Below are 16,943 nucleotides of genomic sequence, written 5' to 3'. Positions count from 1 at the left end.
GTTTTGAGCGGATAAAATCTGACTTTTGACTTTTGATTTTTGCATTTTGATTTGATAACTTTTGACTTTTGAATTTTGACTTTTAATTAAGGATAAGATTTACCTGTTCAAAAAATATTCATCTCTTGATTCAGCAACGCCCAAACTTTCAAGTTTTGAGCGGATAAAATCTGACTTTTGACTTTTGACTTTTGCATTTTGAATTTTAATTTTTGACTTTTGACTTTTAACTTTTAACTTCCAAATATTTGTTCTGCGGTTAAATTGAGTTCTGGAAAAGTCGGGGAACGCACCACATCTTGACCTCTAAATAAATTAATCGCATATTCATTTTCAACTAAATTACAAACCGAAATAGTTGGTTGTTTGGGGTCTCCAATATATCGGCGACCTCCTAAACCTAAATAATCAACTATCCAATATTCGTTTATCCCTAATTTTTCATATTCTCCAAGCTTATTTAAATAATCATCTTGCCAATTGGTACTTACTACTTCTATGGCTAATTTAACACTTTTACCTTGAGTAATAGTCGATCGCTTATTCCACATTGACTCATTAACATCCCCCCTTTCAAAGGGGGGTTGGGGGGGATTTTCCGCTTTAATAGCATTATCATCTAATACCATTACATCAGGAATATAAGCCGATTTATCCGAATCTATGGTTTTAATTAGTCCCTGTCGAGGGATAAAAAAAGGTAAATTCAGGCGTTTAATTTCCACACCTAATTCCAAAGCTAGAAAACCAGCTACTTTTTCGTGAGTTCCAGTAGGTTGCACTTGAACAACCTCTCCATTATGTAGTTCAAAGCGACCATAACCATCAGGATACCAGTCCCAAAACTCTTCTAAAGTCATTAACTTAATATCCGGTTTTTCTGTTGAAATAAGCATCTTAAATACTACTAATAATTTCGGTTATAAATCTATAGCAATCAGGAATCAGATGTGAGAATTGAGGTGTTTTTTTAAAGCATAGAATATAGCAGTTTTTTATTCTTATGTATTCGTTTCTTCCCTCCATACCTATTCCCTATTCCCTCCATACCTAGAACAAAAGTCTCCAATATCTCACAACTCAAATCATATTGCTATATTTTGTTTGTCGTCAGGAAAAGTTCATGGAGGAAAAGCAGCAAGAAAGTTAGATGATTTCTGTGACTTTAATTCGCTTTTTCGAGTTATTTTCCAACAACTCTAATAGTAAGTATTCAGCTATTAGCTATTAATTTTGTGGAAGGTAATTTCAGTTATCAGTTATCAGTACCTCTGCAATAAGGAGGTTTAACATAAGGAATATGCTATTTTTTTATCCCCTTAAAAGCTATGCTTTATAAACATCTTTCTTAACATAAAATTTGACAACATAGACAAGTTATGCGTAAGTCTTTAAAAGGTTTTTGTCAGAGAAAAAATGTATGAAAAAGTACATTTTTTTGATAACTTAAGTAGTTTTTCCTATCTACTATGATTCTTTCTCCTTTCTCCCCTGCTCCCTACTCCCCTGTTCCCCACAAGGTTTTCAGGAGTTATTTATAAGGGATAGCTTAAAAGGGGAGGCTTTAGACCAGAATTTTTCGGTAAAAATAATTGAGAAATTGAGACAGAATAAGAGTTACTGTTAAAGTCCCCTTCCTACACCTTAGAAGTAATGAAAATTACTAATTGCTGTTTGCGTAGCATCCCGTAGGGAAGCATCTCCGTTGGAAAGGAATAGCTGACTGCTAATAGTTGAATGCTAATAGCTGTTTGCGCAGCATTCCGGAGGAAATGCTTACCTCTAATATAGGAAAAAAAATAGCGATCGCTCAGTAGTTAACTTAATTTTTTAACATTTGCTTCAGGCAACTTTTATTTATTAGACATCTCCTCCAAAAGAGGGAATAGGGAATAGGGAATAGGGAATAAGGGGGAAATAATTGATGATTTCTGCGCCATGATTGATTCTATTTTTATTTTTAGAGATGTCTATTAGACATAGGCGTGAAAAAGAGACTTTTTGCTCATAGTAGGGAACAGGAAATAGGGAACAGGAAGTAGATTTTCACAAAGATACGAAAAATTATTTTTTCAGTGACTGTTACAACTCTAGCTTATGTTAAATAAAGAACAAGTTTATTTTTGGAGATATCTATTAATTTCAACCCAATAATATTTTATCGTAAGCATTCAGCGATTAGCAGTCAGCTATCAGCAAACCCTAATTATTCATTACTTCTAAGATTTAGGAAGGGGACTTTAACAGTAACTTTTATTCTGTCTCATTTCTCAATTATTTTTACCTTCCCCAAAATTAATAGCTGATAGCTGAAGGCTTAATGCTTACATTTTATCTACTATCTAGCACCTTCTTCTTTTACTTTTTTAATATCGAAATAAAAATAGCGATCGCTTAATCGGCATCTCCATAAAGAGGAAATAGTTAACTTAATTTTTTAATTTTGCTTCCGGCAACTTTTATTAATTAAACCCCAATAAGATTTTACCTAAAACCTAAAAGCTACCACCTAAAAACTATCATCTAAAACCTAAAACCTGCTTCATTTTTGCTGATAAGCTAAATAAACAGCTTCTAAAAATTCTGTAGCAGAAACTTTTTGTGGAGTTTGTGTCAAGCCAATAATTTCTTTTGCTTGAGTTGCTAATTTTTTACTCAATTCTATTTTTGCTTGTTTAGTCATTAACTTAGAACGTTGTAAATATTCTTTAATTACAGCAAAATCTTCAGGCAATAATTTAGAAATATCTGCTTCTTCTAGTAAATAATTTGCCAATTTTTTTGCTGTTTCGGAAGTCGAAATTATATCAGTAATTGCCTTAATTTCTTGAATAACAATTGTACCTGCCACCCAGTCTCCTAAACGTTTTTCTTTTTACTAAACAAAATTAATAACATTCCGATAAATAAAGTATCATCTACCGGACGGAATAAAGCTCTCAGAGTTGTTTGTTGTAATCTAACTGGTCTACCATCATCACGAATAACCCTAATTTTCACATAACGTTTTCCCGGTGTTTGTCCTTGCCAGATAGTTTCAAAAATCACAAAATATCCGACATAGATAGCAAAAAGAATTAATAACTGAATTGAAATTATCCACAACGATGCCTGCTCATCATCACCTCCAAAATTTTTCCATATATCTAAAAATTGAATAGAAAAAAAGATGCCAAATATCAGGACAAAAAGTAGAATCAGACTCCAGATAATGTAATCAATTAACAAAGCATAAGCACGGTTTCCCACTCCAGCTAAATTAAAGTCTAATTCCACACTCTCTGGAGTTTGCAGAGAGATTTGATTAAAAAATTTCATTGTTAATATTGATGAGATTTTCTGCTTACTTAGGGTTTGCTGATTAAATATGAAAGCATTGAATGATATTGGTTTTAGCCTTTTTAGGTATTGAAAAAGTGCAAGCTTTTAGGTCAAAAAGGTTCAAAAAGTTAGTATTAAAGGCTCACACTTGACAGAAAAACTAACGGACTATTCTTCCGACTCCCACCTCTAAACTCCCTGTAAATTCTGACTCCTGACTCCTGACTTCTGACTCCTAACCCTACGAGAAGACTTTCTTTAGCAAGCCCTACTTATTTGCTGCTAATAAGATTAAATATTTTGTTTTCTTAACTGTAAATCTATACCTTCTCTACGAGTTCGGAGATCATAATAAATCACAGCTTTTATTGCTTGCCAAAATGGTAATATAAGTACATTGTTTAAAGAAAAATGACATAATAAAATACCAATAATAGCAGTAGAGAAGTTGGATTGTTTAGTTCAATATCTAGCATAACTCCTACAGGAGCAGAGATTAGCCCCAAAGTCATACAAAATGGCAATATTAATATAGTTGCTGTTATCAATATGTCAAAAACTATCTCCAAACTGGAATCAATTTTTGAGCCAGAAAATATAGGTGGTTTTAGTCTAAAAATTTCATAGAGTATTTTGAAAATATCATAGAATATTTCAGAAAAAATATACAATATTACACCAACAGGTAATGCAACTAAAGTTGCTACTAGCAATATCACAAAAATTCGCCTTATATATCCTTTAGTTAATACCCAACTGCGTCCTAAACTTCGAGTTGCAGTAATATTTTCTTCAACAACCAAAGGCATTTCAAAAAAAATAAAGCGATTCAATAATGTCATAAACAAAATCAAGTAAATAGCAAAAAAGTATTTCCTAAAGCTAAAGTAGTTAAATCGTTATTTACATTTACCGGAAAATTTGTAATAACACTGATAATAGCAAGAAAAATACTATGAAAACAAAAACTACAAATGCAACTCCAATCCCAATTAAAAATAATCCCAAAAATGCCAATAAAAAATTCCACAGTTTCGGGGCTAAAGTCCGTCGAGTTTCACGAACAGTTTCTAGTTTATTTGCTAATACTCCAAATACTAATTTACCAATTATCGCACGATTAACAATTGATTTTGTAGTACAAAAAGCAAATAATAATAACCAAACAGGAATTAACAATAAAAAACTTGAGTTATTGGCTCGGTCGTCAACCAAAATTATAGGTATGGGAATGATAGCTAAAAATGGCAACAAAAACCATAAAGTTGCTCTAATAGCTACACCACAATAAGACTTAAAATTATCTCGATAAATTCGGATACTAGCACTAACAATATTGCCCACGCTTAACAGTTTAGTTACTGTTATTAGATTTTGAGACATGACTAAATTTACCTTGTTACAAAATTAAATATCTTGTTTTCTTAACTGTAAATCTATACCTTCTCTACGAGTTCTGAGGTCATAGTAGACGACAGCTTTTATGGCTTGCCAGAATGGTAATAAGAAGACATTACTTAATAATCCAATCGCATATCCAAGTAGAAATGATAGAAACTGAATATTTGGATTTGTTGCATCTATTGGTTGAGTGGGAGAAATAGCTAATAGTAGAATACCTTGAAGTATTGTGGTAAAAATTTGTAAAATTATCCCAACAGGAAGAGTTATCAAACCTGCTATTACTAATATAATAAAAATTCGTCTCACATATCCTTTGGTTAATTCCCAACTCCTTCCTAAAGTTTTAGTTGCCCCGGCAACTTCTTCAACCGCCAAAGGTATTTCAAGAATAAAAAAACGAGCCAATAATATAGCAAGAACAATGAATAAAATAGCTAAAAAAGTACTTCCTAAAATTACACTACCTAAATCATTATTATTTACTGAAAAACCTAAAATAGTTATGATAATACCACCAATAAATGACATCAAAAACAAAAGTATAAATGGGACTAAAATTACAATTAAAGAAAATAGAAAAAATGCCCATAAGAAAGACCATATTTTCGGTGCTAAACTTCGCCTAACTTCACGAACAGTTTCTGGTAGATTAGCTAATTCTCCGAATACTAATCTACCAATTATTGCACTATTAACAATTGATTTTGCAGTACAAAAAGCAAACAATAATAACCAAACAGCAATTAATAATAAAAAACTGGAACGATTGCCTTGTTGACCATAAATCAAAACTATAGGTATGGGAATTAAAGCTAAAAATGGCAAAAAATACCATAAAGTTGCTCTAATAGCTACACCAAAATAAGACTTAAAATTATCTCGATAAATTCGGATACTTGCACTAACAACATTTCCCACACTGAGAAGTTTAGTTAGTGTTATTGGATTTTGAGACATGACTAAATTTACAACTGATAACTAATAACTGAAATGACCCTGCTACAACAAGATTAAATGTCTTGCTTTCTTAACTGTAAACCCATACCTTCTCGACGAGTTCTAAGGTCATAATAAACTACAGCTTTTATAGCTTGCCAGAATGGTAATAAAAAGACATTACTTAATAATCCAATATCATAGCTTGACCATAAACCAAAATTAGATGTATGGGAATTAAAGCTAAAAATGGCAGAAAAGACCATAAAGTTCCTCTAATAGCTATACCAAAATAAGACTTAAAATGGTCTTGATAAATTCTCATGCCAGCACTAACAATATTCCCGGTACTTATCACTTATAAGGTGTAATTGGTGTTGTTGTATTTTCATACATAAGTACATTTATTCTTAAGTTAATTGAACTAAAAATTTTATTTTTAATCTTAAGACAGTTACATATAGCTATTCAGAAAATTTAGTGGATATTAACCGTTGAATTAGACAATGGCTGATAAATATCAGCTTCCTGAAGTAGATTATTGGCTAAATTTTGCATTATGTCAGATTGAAAAAAATTAAATTATTTCTCGCTTTCTTAACTCTAAACCCATACCTTCCCGACGAGATCGAAGATCATAGTAAATCACACCTTTAATTACCTGCCAAAAAGGAGTAATAGCTACTGTCGCTACGAAAAATAATATCAATGTTATCAAAATAATAGGTGCAAATTGCTGTAGTGCAGCGGCAGGAGAATTCGCTGCTGTAAAAACTATTGAAGCAAAACTGGCTAAAATCGGAATTGTGGCAACAATATACATTGGTATAGTTACCAGAAAGGTGATAAAAACTATTAATTGAATTCGGAATACAGACCCTTTAGTTAATTCCCAACTTCTGCTTATCCCTTGGCTAGTATTAATATTTGTTTCTACTGCCAAAGACACTTCAGGAATAAATAAACGAGAGTATAACCAAATATATAATCCCAAAACAACTACAGAAAGTAGAAGACTTATCAGTGGTAACATTAACTCAAGATTTAAGCTTGCTAGAATATATGCAAGTAGAGAAAATATTAACTGTTGAGCCAATGTTAAAATTAAATTGAAAACAAACAAAATTATCCCTACAGCAAATAGTGCTTTCCATATATTCCACATTTGGGGATTAACCATTTGTCTAGCAGAACTTACAGTTTCTAATTGATTTGTTAAAACGCCAAAAACTAAACGTGAAATTAGTGCTGAATTAACAAAATATTTAGCAGCACAATAAATAAATAACACCGGCACAATAAGAATTAGTATTAGTACAAACAAAATTGTATAATCTCCAGAAAGAAAAACTAGAGGGATACATAATAATGCAAAAACTATAGGTAAAAAAGACCATAAAGTTGCCCTCAAAGAGATACGAAAATAAGACATAAAATGGTCTCGATATATTCTCAACCCAGCGCTAACAACATTTCCTACACTCAGAGGTTCCATAGGTGGAGTTGAATTTTCAGACATAACTAAATTTATTTCAATTATTTGCAGTGAAAATTTTATATTTATCTTAAGCTAGCTATAGGTAGCTATTAGGAAAACTTAATGAATATTAACCGTTGGATTAAACGTAGAGAAAAAAATTGGCAGTATTTAGACTCTTTATTAAGGCAAGTAGAAAAAAAGGGATTAAAATCATTGCCAGCAGCTCAAATTAGGGAAATGGCCAGTTTATATCGTTCTGTATCGGCAGATTTGGCCCGTGCTAAAACTCACCAAGTGGGCAATATTCTGGAGCAAGATTTACAGAGGTTGACTACTCGTGGTTACACTCAAATTTATCAGGGAAACCAGAAGCAGGAATGGCAAGCAGTCTGGGAATTTTGTCGTTGGGGGTTTCCAGCAGTGGTGCAAAAAACTTGGGTTTACACGGCAGTGGCGACGGCGTTTTTTTTGCTTGGTGGATTGGTGGCCTGGTGGTATAGTTGGCAAGACCCAGTGTTTATGTCGTTGATAGTGCCAGAATCTTTGATTTCTCAGGTACGAGACCGTCAAGAGTTATGGATGGGGTCGATAGTGGGAGTTGAACCTCTTGCTTCTAGTAATATTATGATTAATAATTTACGGGTTTCTTTTTCTGCAGTAGCTGGTGGTGTTAGTGGTGGTATTTATACAGTTTATTTGTTGGTATTTAATGGATTATTAATTGGGGCAATTGGCGCTCTAGTTAGTCAGCATAATTTGGCTGTTCCTTTTTGGGGTTTTGTATTTCCTCATGGTGCTTTGGAGTTACCTGCAATATTTTTGGCTGGTGGGGCGGGTTTATTAATAGCAAGAGCTATTTTATTTCCGGGTAAATATCGTCGAGTTGATGCTTTAAAGTTTTATGGTTTTCAAGCTGCACAGTTGGTTTTTGGTGTTGTGGTGTTGTTAGTTATTGCTGGAATTATTGAAGGGTTTTTCTCACCTAGTCCGTTAGTACCTGATATTTTTAAATATATTGTTGGAATGGGGTTATTTTTGTTTTTATGTATTTATTGCAATTCCCATAATGGTGAAGTACAAAATTTTAGGTTTGAGGGAACAGGGAACAGGGAACAGGGAACAGGGAATAGGGAATAGAATAGAAATAAAGATAGGTGTACCTTATTAGTTTGAGAAACGCTATAATATATTCTTGGGAGTAAGGAGTAGGAAAATACAGCATATTTCTCGCATAATAAATACAGAGATTAACAATTAAATATTTGTAGTGCGGGCATCTTGCCTGCGATAGGTGTATCTCACGTTTGGTGGAATCTGCTGTAAGGAATAAGATATTTTTATTTCATGGAAATAAATTGCTAAAAATATTTCTTAATCTTACTTATTAATTAGAGCTTACTGATTAAATATCAAAGCATTGACAGATAAAGCTTGTAGCATTTTTTTGTCTAAAAAAGTGTCAGTTTTTTGGTGGAAAAAACTCAAAAAGCTAGTATTTTGGGACGATTATGACAGAAAAATCACTCTTACAATTTTTCCGACTATCTCCTCTATAATTCCCATTTCTCCTGACTACTGACTACTGACTACTACGAAGAGCAAAAAGACTTTTTCAGCAAATCCTAATTAATAACTTAAGTCTTCAATATTCTCTCTACTCCCTTATTTATTCAGAGATGATATTAGAGATATAGCAGTCGAAGGAAAGGTTAAGACATATCAAAAGCTTAAAACTCAGACAACGCAAAATTTTTCCTTATTTCTTCTTCCTTCTTCCTTCTGCTAATAAATATGAATAGCAAGCCAAATTGTTTCTATATTTGGATCTGTTGAAATAATTTTATGTGGGGTTTTAGCTGGTATAAAAATATGACTATCTTTGACTAATTTTGTTGTCTTTTGATTGATTTCTAATATGGCGGCACCTTGAAGCAATGTTACCCATTCATCTTCATCTTGAATAAATTCTTCACTGACAAAATTAGGGGGTGAAATTATTTTATTAACTTTGACATTTTTATGTGATAGTAAATTTTTTAATATCTCTTCCATGATTTTTAATTAGGGCTTGCTGATTAAATCTAAAAGTATTGATATATAAAGACAAGTGCCTTTTTGGGGTCGAAAAAAATGTGCCTGTTTCAGTCTAAAACGCTCAAAAAGGAGCGTATTTTAGGCGATAGTTGGGCAGAACAATCTTGGGACAATTCTTACTCCTATCCTCTTCCTTCTTACTTCTGTCTTCTCCTATATGGCGCTACGCATTAAAGTTAGGAAATTTCTAAACCCTAAAACCCTTTAAAAGTTTACTATTCCCTATTCCCTATTCCCTATTCCCTAGGGCGTAGCGCTACACAACTTTATTCAGAATAAATAAACTTTTATCCCCTCCACGTCCAATTCTTAAAGTTTCGTCTAAATAAGTAATATCCAGTGTAGCAACTCTACCTTGAGGATTATTCGCAGCCACAACTTTAAAAGGATTTAATTTAGGGGTATTAATACCCACAATTTTCTCAATTGCCAAATAACGTTTGTCAAAATAAACATTAATGCGTTTATCTGCTAAACCAGACTTATCAATAGCAGGTTCAAACCTAGCAGTTACTTTTACATTTCCTGATATTAATTTCAGAGGATGTTGTACTTGGGCTTGATTAAAAAATACTTTATTAGCAACATCAATTACTTGATAAACTTTACCTACTTGTAAACCCAATGGTAGGGAATCTAAAAAACGAATTTCTCTAGCTGTAGAGTATTGCAATTGCCAAGTTCCATCTAATAAATTAGTAGCGCTTCGGAGTGGTTGAGGATGAGGATTGAGATTTTCTAAGTCTGTTGTTAATTGTTCAATTTCTGTAACTAAAGTTTTATCTAATTTCAAATTCGTTACAGGAGAACCATCATTTTTAGTTGGAATATTTTTGATTGTTGCTTGTAATTTTTCTTTCAAGAGTTGATTATTCATTTGATTAAATAGTTGTAAAACTTCAGGAGTCAGGAGTCAGTCATCAGGAGTCAGGAGAAAGGAATAATGATAGTGGAAATTACCGAATAATTAATAATTAAATAACTCAATAATTCAATAATTCAGCTTTATTAGCCTCCCCTTTCAAAGGGAAAAAATAAATTTTTTCCTGATTGGTCAATCCTCTCACTTTTAGGGAGAGGTAATTATCCATTATCCATTATCCATTAATGAAAGCGGGTTCCAACTTGGTGAGGTACACCTCGAAGCGAGCAAGATGCTCGCACTGGGAACATTTAATTTTTCATAAGAGGTTTTAAATACCTAAAATATTACTTATAACTTCTAACTTATAACTTCTAACTTTTGACTTTTGACTTTTGACTTTTGACTTTAATGAAGCTTCCTTCTTTTATAACTTTAAAGCACTCATAGCTGCTTTAATTAAATTAAAAAAACGAGCATCTGAAACATCTACTTGTTTGGCATTATTACGAGTTTTACCTAACAAACCTATTTTTTGTCCCCGTTGAATTGCTAATACTTCTCCACGGGAATTTCTAATTCTTAATTCCTGCACATCTCCTATTTGATAAAGACTGCAAATGTAAGGGCGACTACTGTAATAAAATTCCGCTTTTTGAGGAAAAATTTGAGGCGAAGTTTGTGAATTCCTAGAAACTTCCATCGGCAAACGTACTCCTAATAATTCCAACTCAATATTACTCTGACCATTCCAAGTATTTTCCCGCATTTTATAAGCAATATCTACCACTGAAGGCAGAGGAAAATAATCGCCCCAACGCCAAGCGATCGCCTGAATTATTTCCCCAGCAATTAAAGTTAACTTAATATGTCCCTTACCCACAATTCTTTGTTCAGAAATTTTGACATTCCGACTCCAAAATACAGGGTCTTTATTTTCAATTCCGCAGGGATGAAGTAAATCTATTTGACGATATAAATCAAAATTTAATTCCTGAATTTCTGCCTCCGCATCAATACTAATTAACGGTTTTAGATGCTGAATTTCTAAACATTGATGAGCAAACTCACTCAGACGAGAACGAAACTTATCTAAATTTTCTGCCGAGAAAGAAAAACCTCCCGCCGCTCGATGACCTCCATACTTTCCTAATAGCTCATCGCAAAATTGTAACGCCTCAAAAACATGAAACTCAGGAATGCCACGAGCAGAACCACGAATTATTTCTTGTCCCTCCTCCTCATAAGTGCCAATAAAAACAGGCACCCCATAACGCTCCACCAACCGAGAAGCAACAATACCAATAACACCATGATGCCATCCAGGTTGCACCACAACCAAAACCCTTTCCTCCTGTAAATTTATCTGACTTGACTCACACCAAGCGATCGCCTCTTGTTCAATTTCCTCACATAACAGTTGTCGTTGCTGATTAATTTCTTCACATTGCATCGCCCTTTCCAAAGCTATTCCCATATCATCAGTAGTCAAAAGCTCAATTACAATTTGTGGGTCAGCAATACGTCCCACTGCATTGATGCGGGGGCCAAGGCGAAAACCAATATCATCAGGTTTAAGAGATTTTTGATTATCTTTTGATTTTGAGTTTAATACCTCGTCGTCTACAGAGTGTTGAAAATTGGTTGGCGTTTGAGTTCCCTCTTCCTCCCCCCTTTCAAAGGGGGGCAAGGGGGGATACCCTCTTCCCTCTTCCTTCTTCCCTCTTCCTTCTTGATAAGTTCCCTCTTCCCTCTTCCATCTTCCATCTTCCATCTTCCATCTTCCATCTTCCTTAGCTTTGACACCAGATACCTGAATTAATGCTTGAACTCCTGGTAACTGGGAGTGAGGCAAATATTGTAACCCCCGTTTCACCAAGCGACGGTTTACTCCAGTTAGGGGCGCCAAGTCAGCAATAGTACCCAAGGTGAATAATTCCAAAAGTGGCTTAATTAAACCTTGGTGTTTTCCCAAACGTTGCGCTAGAGATACTGCCAAAATGTAAGCAACCCCCACTCCTGCCACACCCCGATAAGGAGAAGTTTCTGAAATAAGTTTGGGGTTGAGGATAGCGTGAGCTGGTGGTAGTTGCGGTGGAATGTCGTGGTGGTCGGTAATAATGACATTTACACCTAATTCCCTTGCCCTAGCAATAGGTTCATAAGCAGCAATACCATTATCTACAGTGAGAATGAGACTTACTCCTTCCTGATGAAACTCCTCAACAATGCGTTGGTTAATGCCGTAACCTTCCTGCATTCGACTAGGAATAGCATAGTCAACTTTTGCCCCTAGATGTTTGAGAGCGCGCAACAATAAAGCAGTGCTAGTCATGCCATCTGCATCATAGTCACCACAAATAGCAATTTTTTGTTCTTGAGAAATTGTAGTTTGTAATAAGTTGAGACTAATATCTAAGTCGGGAAATTCTTGTATTGGTAGAGGTAGTTTTATTGACTCAGGGTCCAAAAATGCTTGTGCTTGGTCTATAGTAGAAATATCCCGGTTAATTAATGTCTGGGCAATTAGGGGTGATATTTCTAGAGTTTTGGCTAGTTGTTTAGTTATTTCTGGTTGTTCTGGATATATTAGCCATCTTTGGTTAGGTAGGTTTTGTTGTTTTGGTGAAAGGGGGAAATTATTTTGCATATTTGAAGAAGGAAGAAGGAAGAGGGAAGAAGGAAGAAGCGGTGCGACCCCGCGTCGGCGTTTTGCTAGCGCAAAGCTCCGCTAACGGCTGTCGCCGACATGAAAAGCTTTAGCTCCTCCGGAGGAGGCTAGACGCAAGGGAATGCGCACCAAGAGAGGAAAAAAGGAAAAAGTGCGGCCATCCTGCCCACTAATACGGGAGCAAGGGAATACGGGAGCAAGATGCTCCCACTACCGTGTCTCGTAACAAATATAATTACAATGCACTACCACCTTAATTGTTTATATTCAGAATCATATTATACCAAGCGTGAAAAAAGAATACAGGACTTACGCAAATTGACTTTTAAACCACCATCTGTAGGGGCGTTTTGCTCCGCTAACGCCCTCACTGAATTTAGTGCCCGTGCGTAAATCCTGTTGATTAATTAGATTCTTTATTATTAATTTTTGATATTCAGAATTATATTAGACAGTGTTTGTAAAATAAATCAGGACTTACACAAAAGATAGAATTATAAACTACCTGTAGGGGCGAACGGCCGTTCGCTCCTACCCCCCCACTGTCTAAACGGAAACCACAATTATAGGAGAAAAAATGCTCAAAACCTTAATCATTAGGACAATATTTAGAAGCAATACTGTTCCGGAACACTTATAACGAATGCTTGCTTCATTCATTAAAAAGCTGAAAAGCTCAAATGCTCAATTGCTCAAATACTCATAGCTGATTATTAGGAGGAAACATTTTCAACACTTTAATCAGACAAAAATATTTAAGACCAATACTGTTCCGGAACAGTTATAACCAATGCTTGCTTCATTGATTAAAAAGCTGAAATGCTCAATTGCTCAAATGCTCATAGCTGATTATTAGGAGGAAACATTTTCAACACTTTACAGCGCTTTTCATATGGATGAACCACAAAAGTGTAAAATGTAATTCAAGAGAAAATAGTTATCTAGAGCGATCGCCGAAGGAAAAAATGGCCAGACCATACTCACGCTTATTTACGTATTCGTGTGATTAGAGCCTATCAAAATCAAGAAGGTTCTCAACGTCAAATAGCACAAAGATTTCAAGTTAGCTTGACTTTTGTCCGTAATTTATTACGGCATTATAGAACCACAGGAACTGTGAATCCAAAGCAACATGGAGGAGGGCCAAAGATTAAAATTGATGGCAATTTTGATTCTTTAATGAGCGCAGAAAATCCAACAAAAACCAGATATGCATGCTTTGTGAGTTATGCGAATATTTAGAAATTAGAACCGGAGTGAAAGTAAGTGTATCAACAATGTATCGAATTTTAAAAAAATTCAATATAAGTAGAAAAAAAAGTCTTTATGCTTCAGAACAAGACAGAGAAGATATAAAACAAAAACGCTATGACTATCGAAAATGGTTGGATTTAGTAGACATAAATAATTTGGTTTTTGTTGACGAATCAGGAGTTAATCTAGGGATGACTCGTCTTTATGGTCGAGGAAAAGTAGGAGAGAGAGTAGTCAGCAATGCCCCTAGAAATAAAGGTAAGAATACAAGTGTTTTAGGAGCTTTAAGTTTGGATGGTTTAATTGCATCAATGACCGTAATTGGTAGTACAAATAAAAATGTATTTGAAACATATATAGAGCAGATTTTAGTACCTCAACTATGGCCAGGGGCCATTGTACTGATGGATAATTTAAGTGTCCACAAAGGTTCTAGAATTCAAGAGTTAATTTCCTCCACAGGAGCCAAGTTAATCTTCTTACCTGCGTACTCACCTGATTTGTCACCCATCGAACTATGTTGGTCAAAATTCAAAGAGTTTCTCCGCTCTCGTCAAGCTCGAACTCAAGAGCAATTAGATCGAGTTATCAGCGAAGCGTTCGCGGAGCGTGGCGTCAGCCGTATCGCTCAAATTACTGAAGATGATGTCATGGGCTGGTTTGAACATTGTGGTTTATTCATATGAAAACCGCTGTAATCAGACAAAAATATTTAAGACCAATACTGTTCCGGAACAGTTATAACCAATGCTTGTTTCACTCATTAAAAAGCTGAAATGCTCAATTGCTCAAATACTCATAGCTGATTATTAGGAGGAAACATTTTCAACACTTTAATCAGACAAAAATATTTAAGACCAATACTGTTCCGGAACAGTTATAACCAATGCTTGCTTCATTCATTAAAAAGCTGAAATGCTCAATTGCTCAAATACTCATAGCTGATTATTAGGAGGAAAAATGTTCAACACTTTAATCAGACAAAAATATTTAAGACCAATACTGTTCCGGAACAGTTATAACAAATACTTGCTTCATTCATTAAAAAGCTCAAATTCTCAATTGCTCAAATACTCATAGCTTATGATTAGGAGGAAAAATGTTCAACACTTTAATCAGACAAAAATATTTAGAAGCAATACTGTTCCGGAACACTTATCACCAATGCTTGCTTCATTCATTAAAAAACTCAAATTCTCAAATTCTCAGATTCTAAAATGCTCATAGCTTATGATTAGGAGGAAAAATGTTCAACACTTTAATCAGACAAAAATATTTAAGACCAATACTGTTCCGGAACAGTTATAACCAATGCTTGTTTCACTCATTAAAAAGCTCAAATTCTCAATTGCTCAAATACTCATAGCTGATTATTAGGAGGAAAAATGTTCAACACTTTAATCAGACAAAAATATTTAAGACCAATACTGTTCCGGAACAGTTATAACCAATGCTTGCTTCATTCATTAAAAAGCTGAAATGCTCAATTGCTCAAATACTCATAGCTGATTATTAGGAGGAAAAATGTTCAACACTTTAATCAGACAAAAATATTTAAGACCAATACTGTTCCGGAACAGTTATAACAAATACTTGCTTCATTCATTAAAAAGCTCAAATTCTCAATTGCTCAAATACTCATAGCTTATGATTAGGAGGAAAAATGTTCAACACTTTAATCAGACAAAAATATTTAGAAGCAATACTGTTCCGGAACACTTATAACAAATGCTTGCTTCATTCATTAAAAAGCTCAAATTCTCAATTGCTCAAATACTCATAGCTTATGATTAGGAGGAAAAATGTTCAACACTTTAATCAGACAAAAATATTTAGAAGCAATACTGTTCCGGAACACTTATCACCAATGCTTGCTTCATTCATTAAAAAACTCAAATTCTCAAATTCTCAGATTCTAAAATGCTCATAGCTTATGATTAGGAGGAAAAATGTTCAACACTTTAATCAGACAAAAATATTTAAGACCAATACTGTTCCGGAACAGTTATAACCAATGCTTGTTTCACTCATTAAAAAGCTCAAATTCTCAATTGCTCAAATACTCATAGCTGATTATTAGGAGGAAAAATTTTCAACACTTTAATCAGACAAAAATATTTAAGACCAATACTGTTCCGGAACACTTATAACAAATGCTTGCTTCATTCATTAAAAAGCTCAAATTCTCAATTGCTCAAATGCTCATAGCTGATTATTAGGAGGAAAAATGTTCAACACTTTAATCAGACAAAAATATTTAAGACCAATACTGTTCCGGAACAGTTATAACAAATGCTTGCTTCATTCATTAAAAAGCTCAAATGCTCAATTGCTCAAATGCTCATAGCTGATTATTAGGAGGAAAAATTTTCAACACTTTAATCAGACAAAAATATTTAGAAGCAATACTGTTCCGGAACACTTATCACCAATGCTTGCTTCATTCATTAAAAAGCTCAAATTCTCAAATTCTCAGATTCTAAAATGCTCATAGCTTATGATTAGGAGGAAAAATGTTCAACACTTTAATCAGACAAAAATATTTAAGACCAATACTGTTCCGGAACAGTTATAACAAATGCTTGCTTCATTCATTAAAAAGCTCAAATTCTCAATTGCTCAAATACTCATAGCTTATGATTAGGAGGAAAAATGTTCAACACTTTAATCAGACAAAAATATTTAAGACCAATACTGTTCCGGAACAGTTATAACCAATGCTTGCTTCATTCATTAAAAAGCTCAAATGCTCAATTGCTCAAATGCTCATAGCTGATTATTAGGAGGAAAAATTTTCAACACTTTAATCAGACAAAAATATTTAAGACCAATACTGTTCCGGAACAGTTATAACAAATGCTTGCTTCATTCATTAAAAAGCTCAAATGCTCAATTGCTCAAATGCTCATAGCTTATGATTA

14 protein-coding genes are annotated in these 16,943 nt (G+C 34.0%); 3 read left to right on the top strand and 11 right to left on the bottom strand.

Annotated elements, in window-relative coordinates; genetic code table 11:
- Positions 1-233: 233 nt before the first annotated feature.
- The 8 genes from SAGCYANO_RS02505 to SAGCYANO_RS02475 all read right to left on the bottom strand — a co-directional run bounded on the left by SAGCYANO_RS02505 (position 234) and on the right by SAGCYANO_RS02475 (position 7,180).
- Positions 234-896 carry a Uma2 family endonuclease gene (locus tag SAGCYANO_RS02505; RefSeq protein WP_202218639.1) on the bottom strand — a complete coding sequence of 221 codons (663 nt, stop codon included), beginning with the start codon at positions 894-896 and terminating at the stop codon, positions 234-236.
- A gap of 1,646 nt (positions 897-2,542) precedes the next feature.
- Positions 2,543-2,851: a hypothetical protein gene (locus SAGCYANO_RS48955; protein WP_307785805.1), complete on the bottom strand. Its 309-nt coding sequence runs from the start codon at positions 2,849-2,851 to the stop codon at positions 2,543-2,545.
- An 8-nt stretch (positions 2,852-2,859) separates the two neighbouring features.
- Positions 2,860-3,318: an RDD family protein gene (locus SAGCYANO_RS48950; RefSeq protein WP_307785804.1), complete on the bottom strand. Its 459-nt coding sequence runs from the start codon at positions 3,316-3,318 to the stop codon at positions 2,860-2,862.
- Between the two features lie 404 nt (positions 3,319-3,722).
- Complete coding sequence (locus SAGCYANO_RS02495) at positions 3,723-4,163, bottom strand: hypothetical protein (RefSeq protein ID WP_202218638.1); 441 nt, start codon at positions 4,161-4,163, stop codon at positions 3,723-3,725.
- Between the two features lie 67 nt (positions 4,164-4,230).
- Positions 4,231-4,704 (bottom strand): hypothetical protein, encoded by a 474-nt coding sequence (locus SAGCYANO_RS02490; RefSeq protein WP_202218637.1) that lies wholly within the window; start codon positions 4,702-4,704, stop codon positions 4,231-4,233.
- Between the two features lie 24 nt (positions 4,705-4,728).
- Positions 4,729-5,682 carry a DUF975 domain-containing protein gene (locus SAGCYANO_RS02485; protein WP_202218636.1) on the bottom strand — a complete coding sequence of 318 codons (954 nt, stop codon included), beginning with the start codon at positions 5,680-5,682 and terminating at the stop codon, positions 4,729-4,731.
- 53 nt (positions 5,683-5,735) lie between these two features.
- Positions 5,736-5,927: a hypothetical protein gene (locus SAGCYANO_RS43865; protein ID WP_237395661.1), complete on the bottom strand. Its 192-nt coding sequence runs from the start codon at positions 5,925-5,927 to the stop codon at positions 5,736-5,738.
- A 311-nt stretch (positions 5,928-6,238) separates the two neighbouring features.
- Positions 6,239-7,180 carry a hypothetical protein gene (locus tag SAGCYANO_RS02475; protein WP_202218635.1) on the bottom strand — a complete coding sequence of 314 codons (942 nt, stop codon included), beginning with the start codon at positions 7,178-7,180 and terminating at the stop codon, positions 6,239-6,241.
- 81 nt (positions 7,181-7,261) lie between these two features.
- On the opposite strand from SAGCYANO_RS02475, the gene SAGCYANO_RS02470 reads away from it, so the two are divergent.
- The gene (locus tag SAGCYANO_RS02470; RefSeq protein ID WP_202218634.1) at positions 7,262-8,278 is read left to right on the top strand and encodes a stage II sporulation protein M; all 1,017 of its coding nucleotides are present in this window, start codon (positions 7,262-7,264) and stop codon (positions 8,276-8,278) included.
- Positions 8,279-8,923: 645 nt separating this feature from the next.
- Here SAGCYANO_RS02470 and SAGCYANO_RS02465 read toward each other — a convergent pair.
- The 3 genes from SAGCYANO_RS02465 to SAGCYANO_RS43860 form a co-directional block, all read right to left on the bottom strand.
- A complete protein-coding gene (locus tag SAGCYANO_RS02465; protein WP_202218633.1) occupies positions 8,924-9,193 on the bottom strand; it encodes a cupin domain-containing protein in 270 nt (89 codons plus the stop codon).
- Positions 9,194-9,491: 298 nt separating this feature from the next.
- Complete coding sequence (locus SAGCYANO_RS02460) at positions 9,492-10,112, bottom strand: PAP/fibrillin family protein (RefSeq protein WP_202218632.1); 621 nt, start codon at positions 10,110-10,112, stop codon at positions 9,492-9,494.
- Positions 10,113-10,524: 412 nt separating this feature from the next.
- The gene (locus tag SAGCYANO_RS43860) at positions 10,525-12,747 is read right to left on the bottom strand and encodes a DHH family phosphoesterase (protein ID WP_237395659.1); all 2,223 of its coding nucleotides are present in this window, start codon (positions 12,745-12,747) and stop codon (positions 10,525-10,527) included.
- A gap of 1,023 nt (positions 12,748-13,770) precedes the next feature.
- Between SAGCYANO_RS43860 and SAGCYANO_RS02445 the strand changes: the two genes are divergently transcribed.
- Complete coding sequence (locus SAGCYANO_RS02445; protein ID WP_202218631.1) at positions 13,771-14,010, top strand: helix-turn-helix domain-containing protein; 240 nt, start codon at positions 13,771-13,773, stop codon at positions 14,008-14,010.
- Entirely contained in the window at positions 13,983-14,708 is a 726-nt protein-coding gene (locus SAGCYANO_RS02440; protein WP_202218630.1) for an IS630 family transposase, read from the top strand. The genes SAGCYANO_RS02445 and SAGCYANO_RS02440 overlap by 28 nt, the downstream gene beginning before the upstream one ends.
- Positions 14,709-16,943: the final 2,235 nt, after the last annotated feature.

This window comes from Okeania sp. KiyG1, assembly GCF_014132355.1.
Taxonomy (GTDB): Bacteria; Cyanobacteriota; Cyanobacteriia; order Cyanobacteriales; family Microcoleaceae; genus Okeania.
The sequence above is the reverse complement of the archived record's forward strand: the minus strand, read 5'-3'. Positions and strand labels throughout refer to the sequence as shown.

What these genes read in the sequence shown, in the direction of transcription:
- SAGCYANO_RS02460 (WP_202218632.1), bottom strand. Translation starts at nt 10,112, where the DNA reads ATGAATAATCAACTCTTGAAAGAAAAATTACAAGCAACAATCAAAAAT.
- SAGCYANO_RS02470 (WP_202218634.1), top strand. Translation starts at nt 7,262, where the DNA reads ATGAATATTAACCGTTGGATTAAACGTAGAGAAAAAAATTGGCAGTAT.
- SAGCYANO_RS02495 (WP_202218638.1), bottom strand. Translation starts at nt 4,163, where the DNA reads ATGACATTATTGAATCGCTTTATTTTTTTTGAAATGCCTTTGGTTGTT.
- SAGCYANO_RS43865 (WP_237395661.1), bottom strand. Translation starts at nt 5,927, where the DNA reads ATGGTCTTTTCTGCCATTTTTAGCTTTAATTCCCATACATCTAATTTT.
- SAGCYANO_RS02465 (WP_202218633.1), bottom strand. Translation starts at nt 9,193, where the DNA reads ATGGAAGAGATATTAAAAAATTTACTATCACATAAAAATGTCAAAGTT.
- SAGCYANO_RS48950 (WP_307785804.1), bottom strand. Translation starts at nt 3,318, where the DNA reads ATGAAATTTTTTAATCAAATCTCTCTGCAAACTCCAGAGAGTGTGGAA.
- SAGCYANO_RS02475 (WP_202218635.1), bottom strand. Translation starts at nt 7,180, where the DNA reads ATGTCTGAAAATTCAACTCCACCTATGGAACCTCTGAGTGTAGGAAAT.
- SAGCYANO_RS43860 (WP_237395659.1), bottom strand. Translation starts at nt 12,747, where the DNA reads ATGCAAAATAATTTCCCCCTTTCACCAAAACAACAAAACCTACCTAAC.
- SAGCYANO_RS02485 (WP_202218636.1), bottom strand. Translation starts at nt 5,682, where the DNA reads ATGTCTCAAAATCCAATAACACTAACTAAACTTCTCAGTGTGGGAAAT.
- SAGCYANO_RS02440 (WP_202218630.1), top strand. Translation starts at nt 13,983, where the DNA reads ATGCTTTGTGAGTTATGCGAATATTTAGAAATTAGAACCGGAGTGAAA.
- SAGCYANO_RS02505 (WP_202218639.1), bottom strand. Translation starts at nt 896, where the DNA reads ATGCTTATTTCAACAGAAAAACCGGATATTAAGTTAATGACTTTAGAA.
- SAGCYANO_RS02490 (WP_202218637.1), bottom strand. Translation starts at nt 4,704, where the DNA reads ATGTCTCAAAATCTAATAACAGTAACTAAACTGTTAAGCGTGGGCAAT.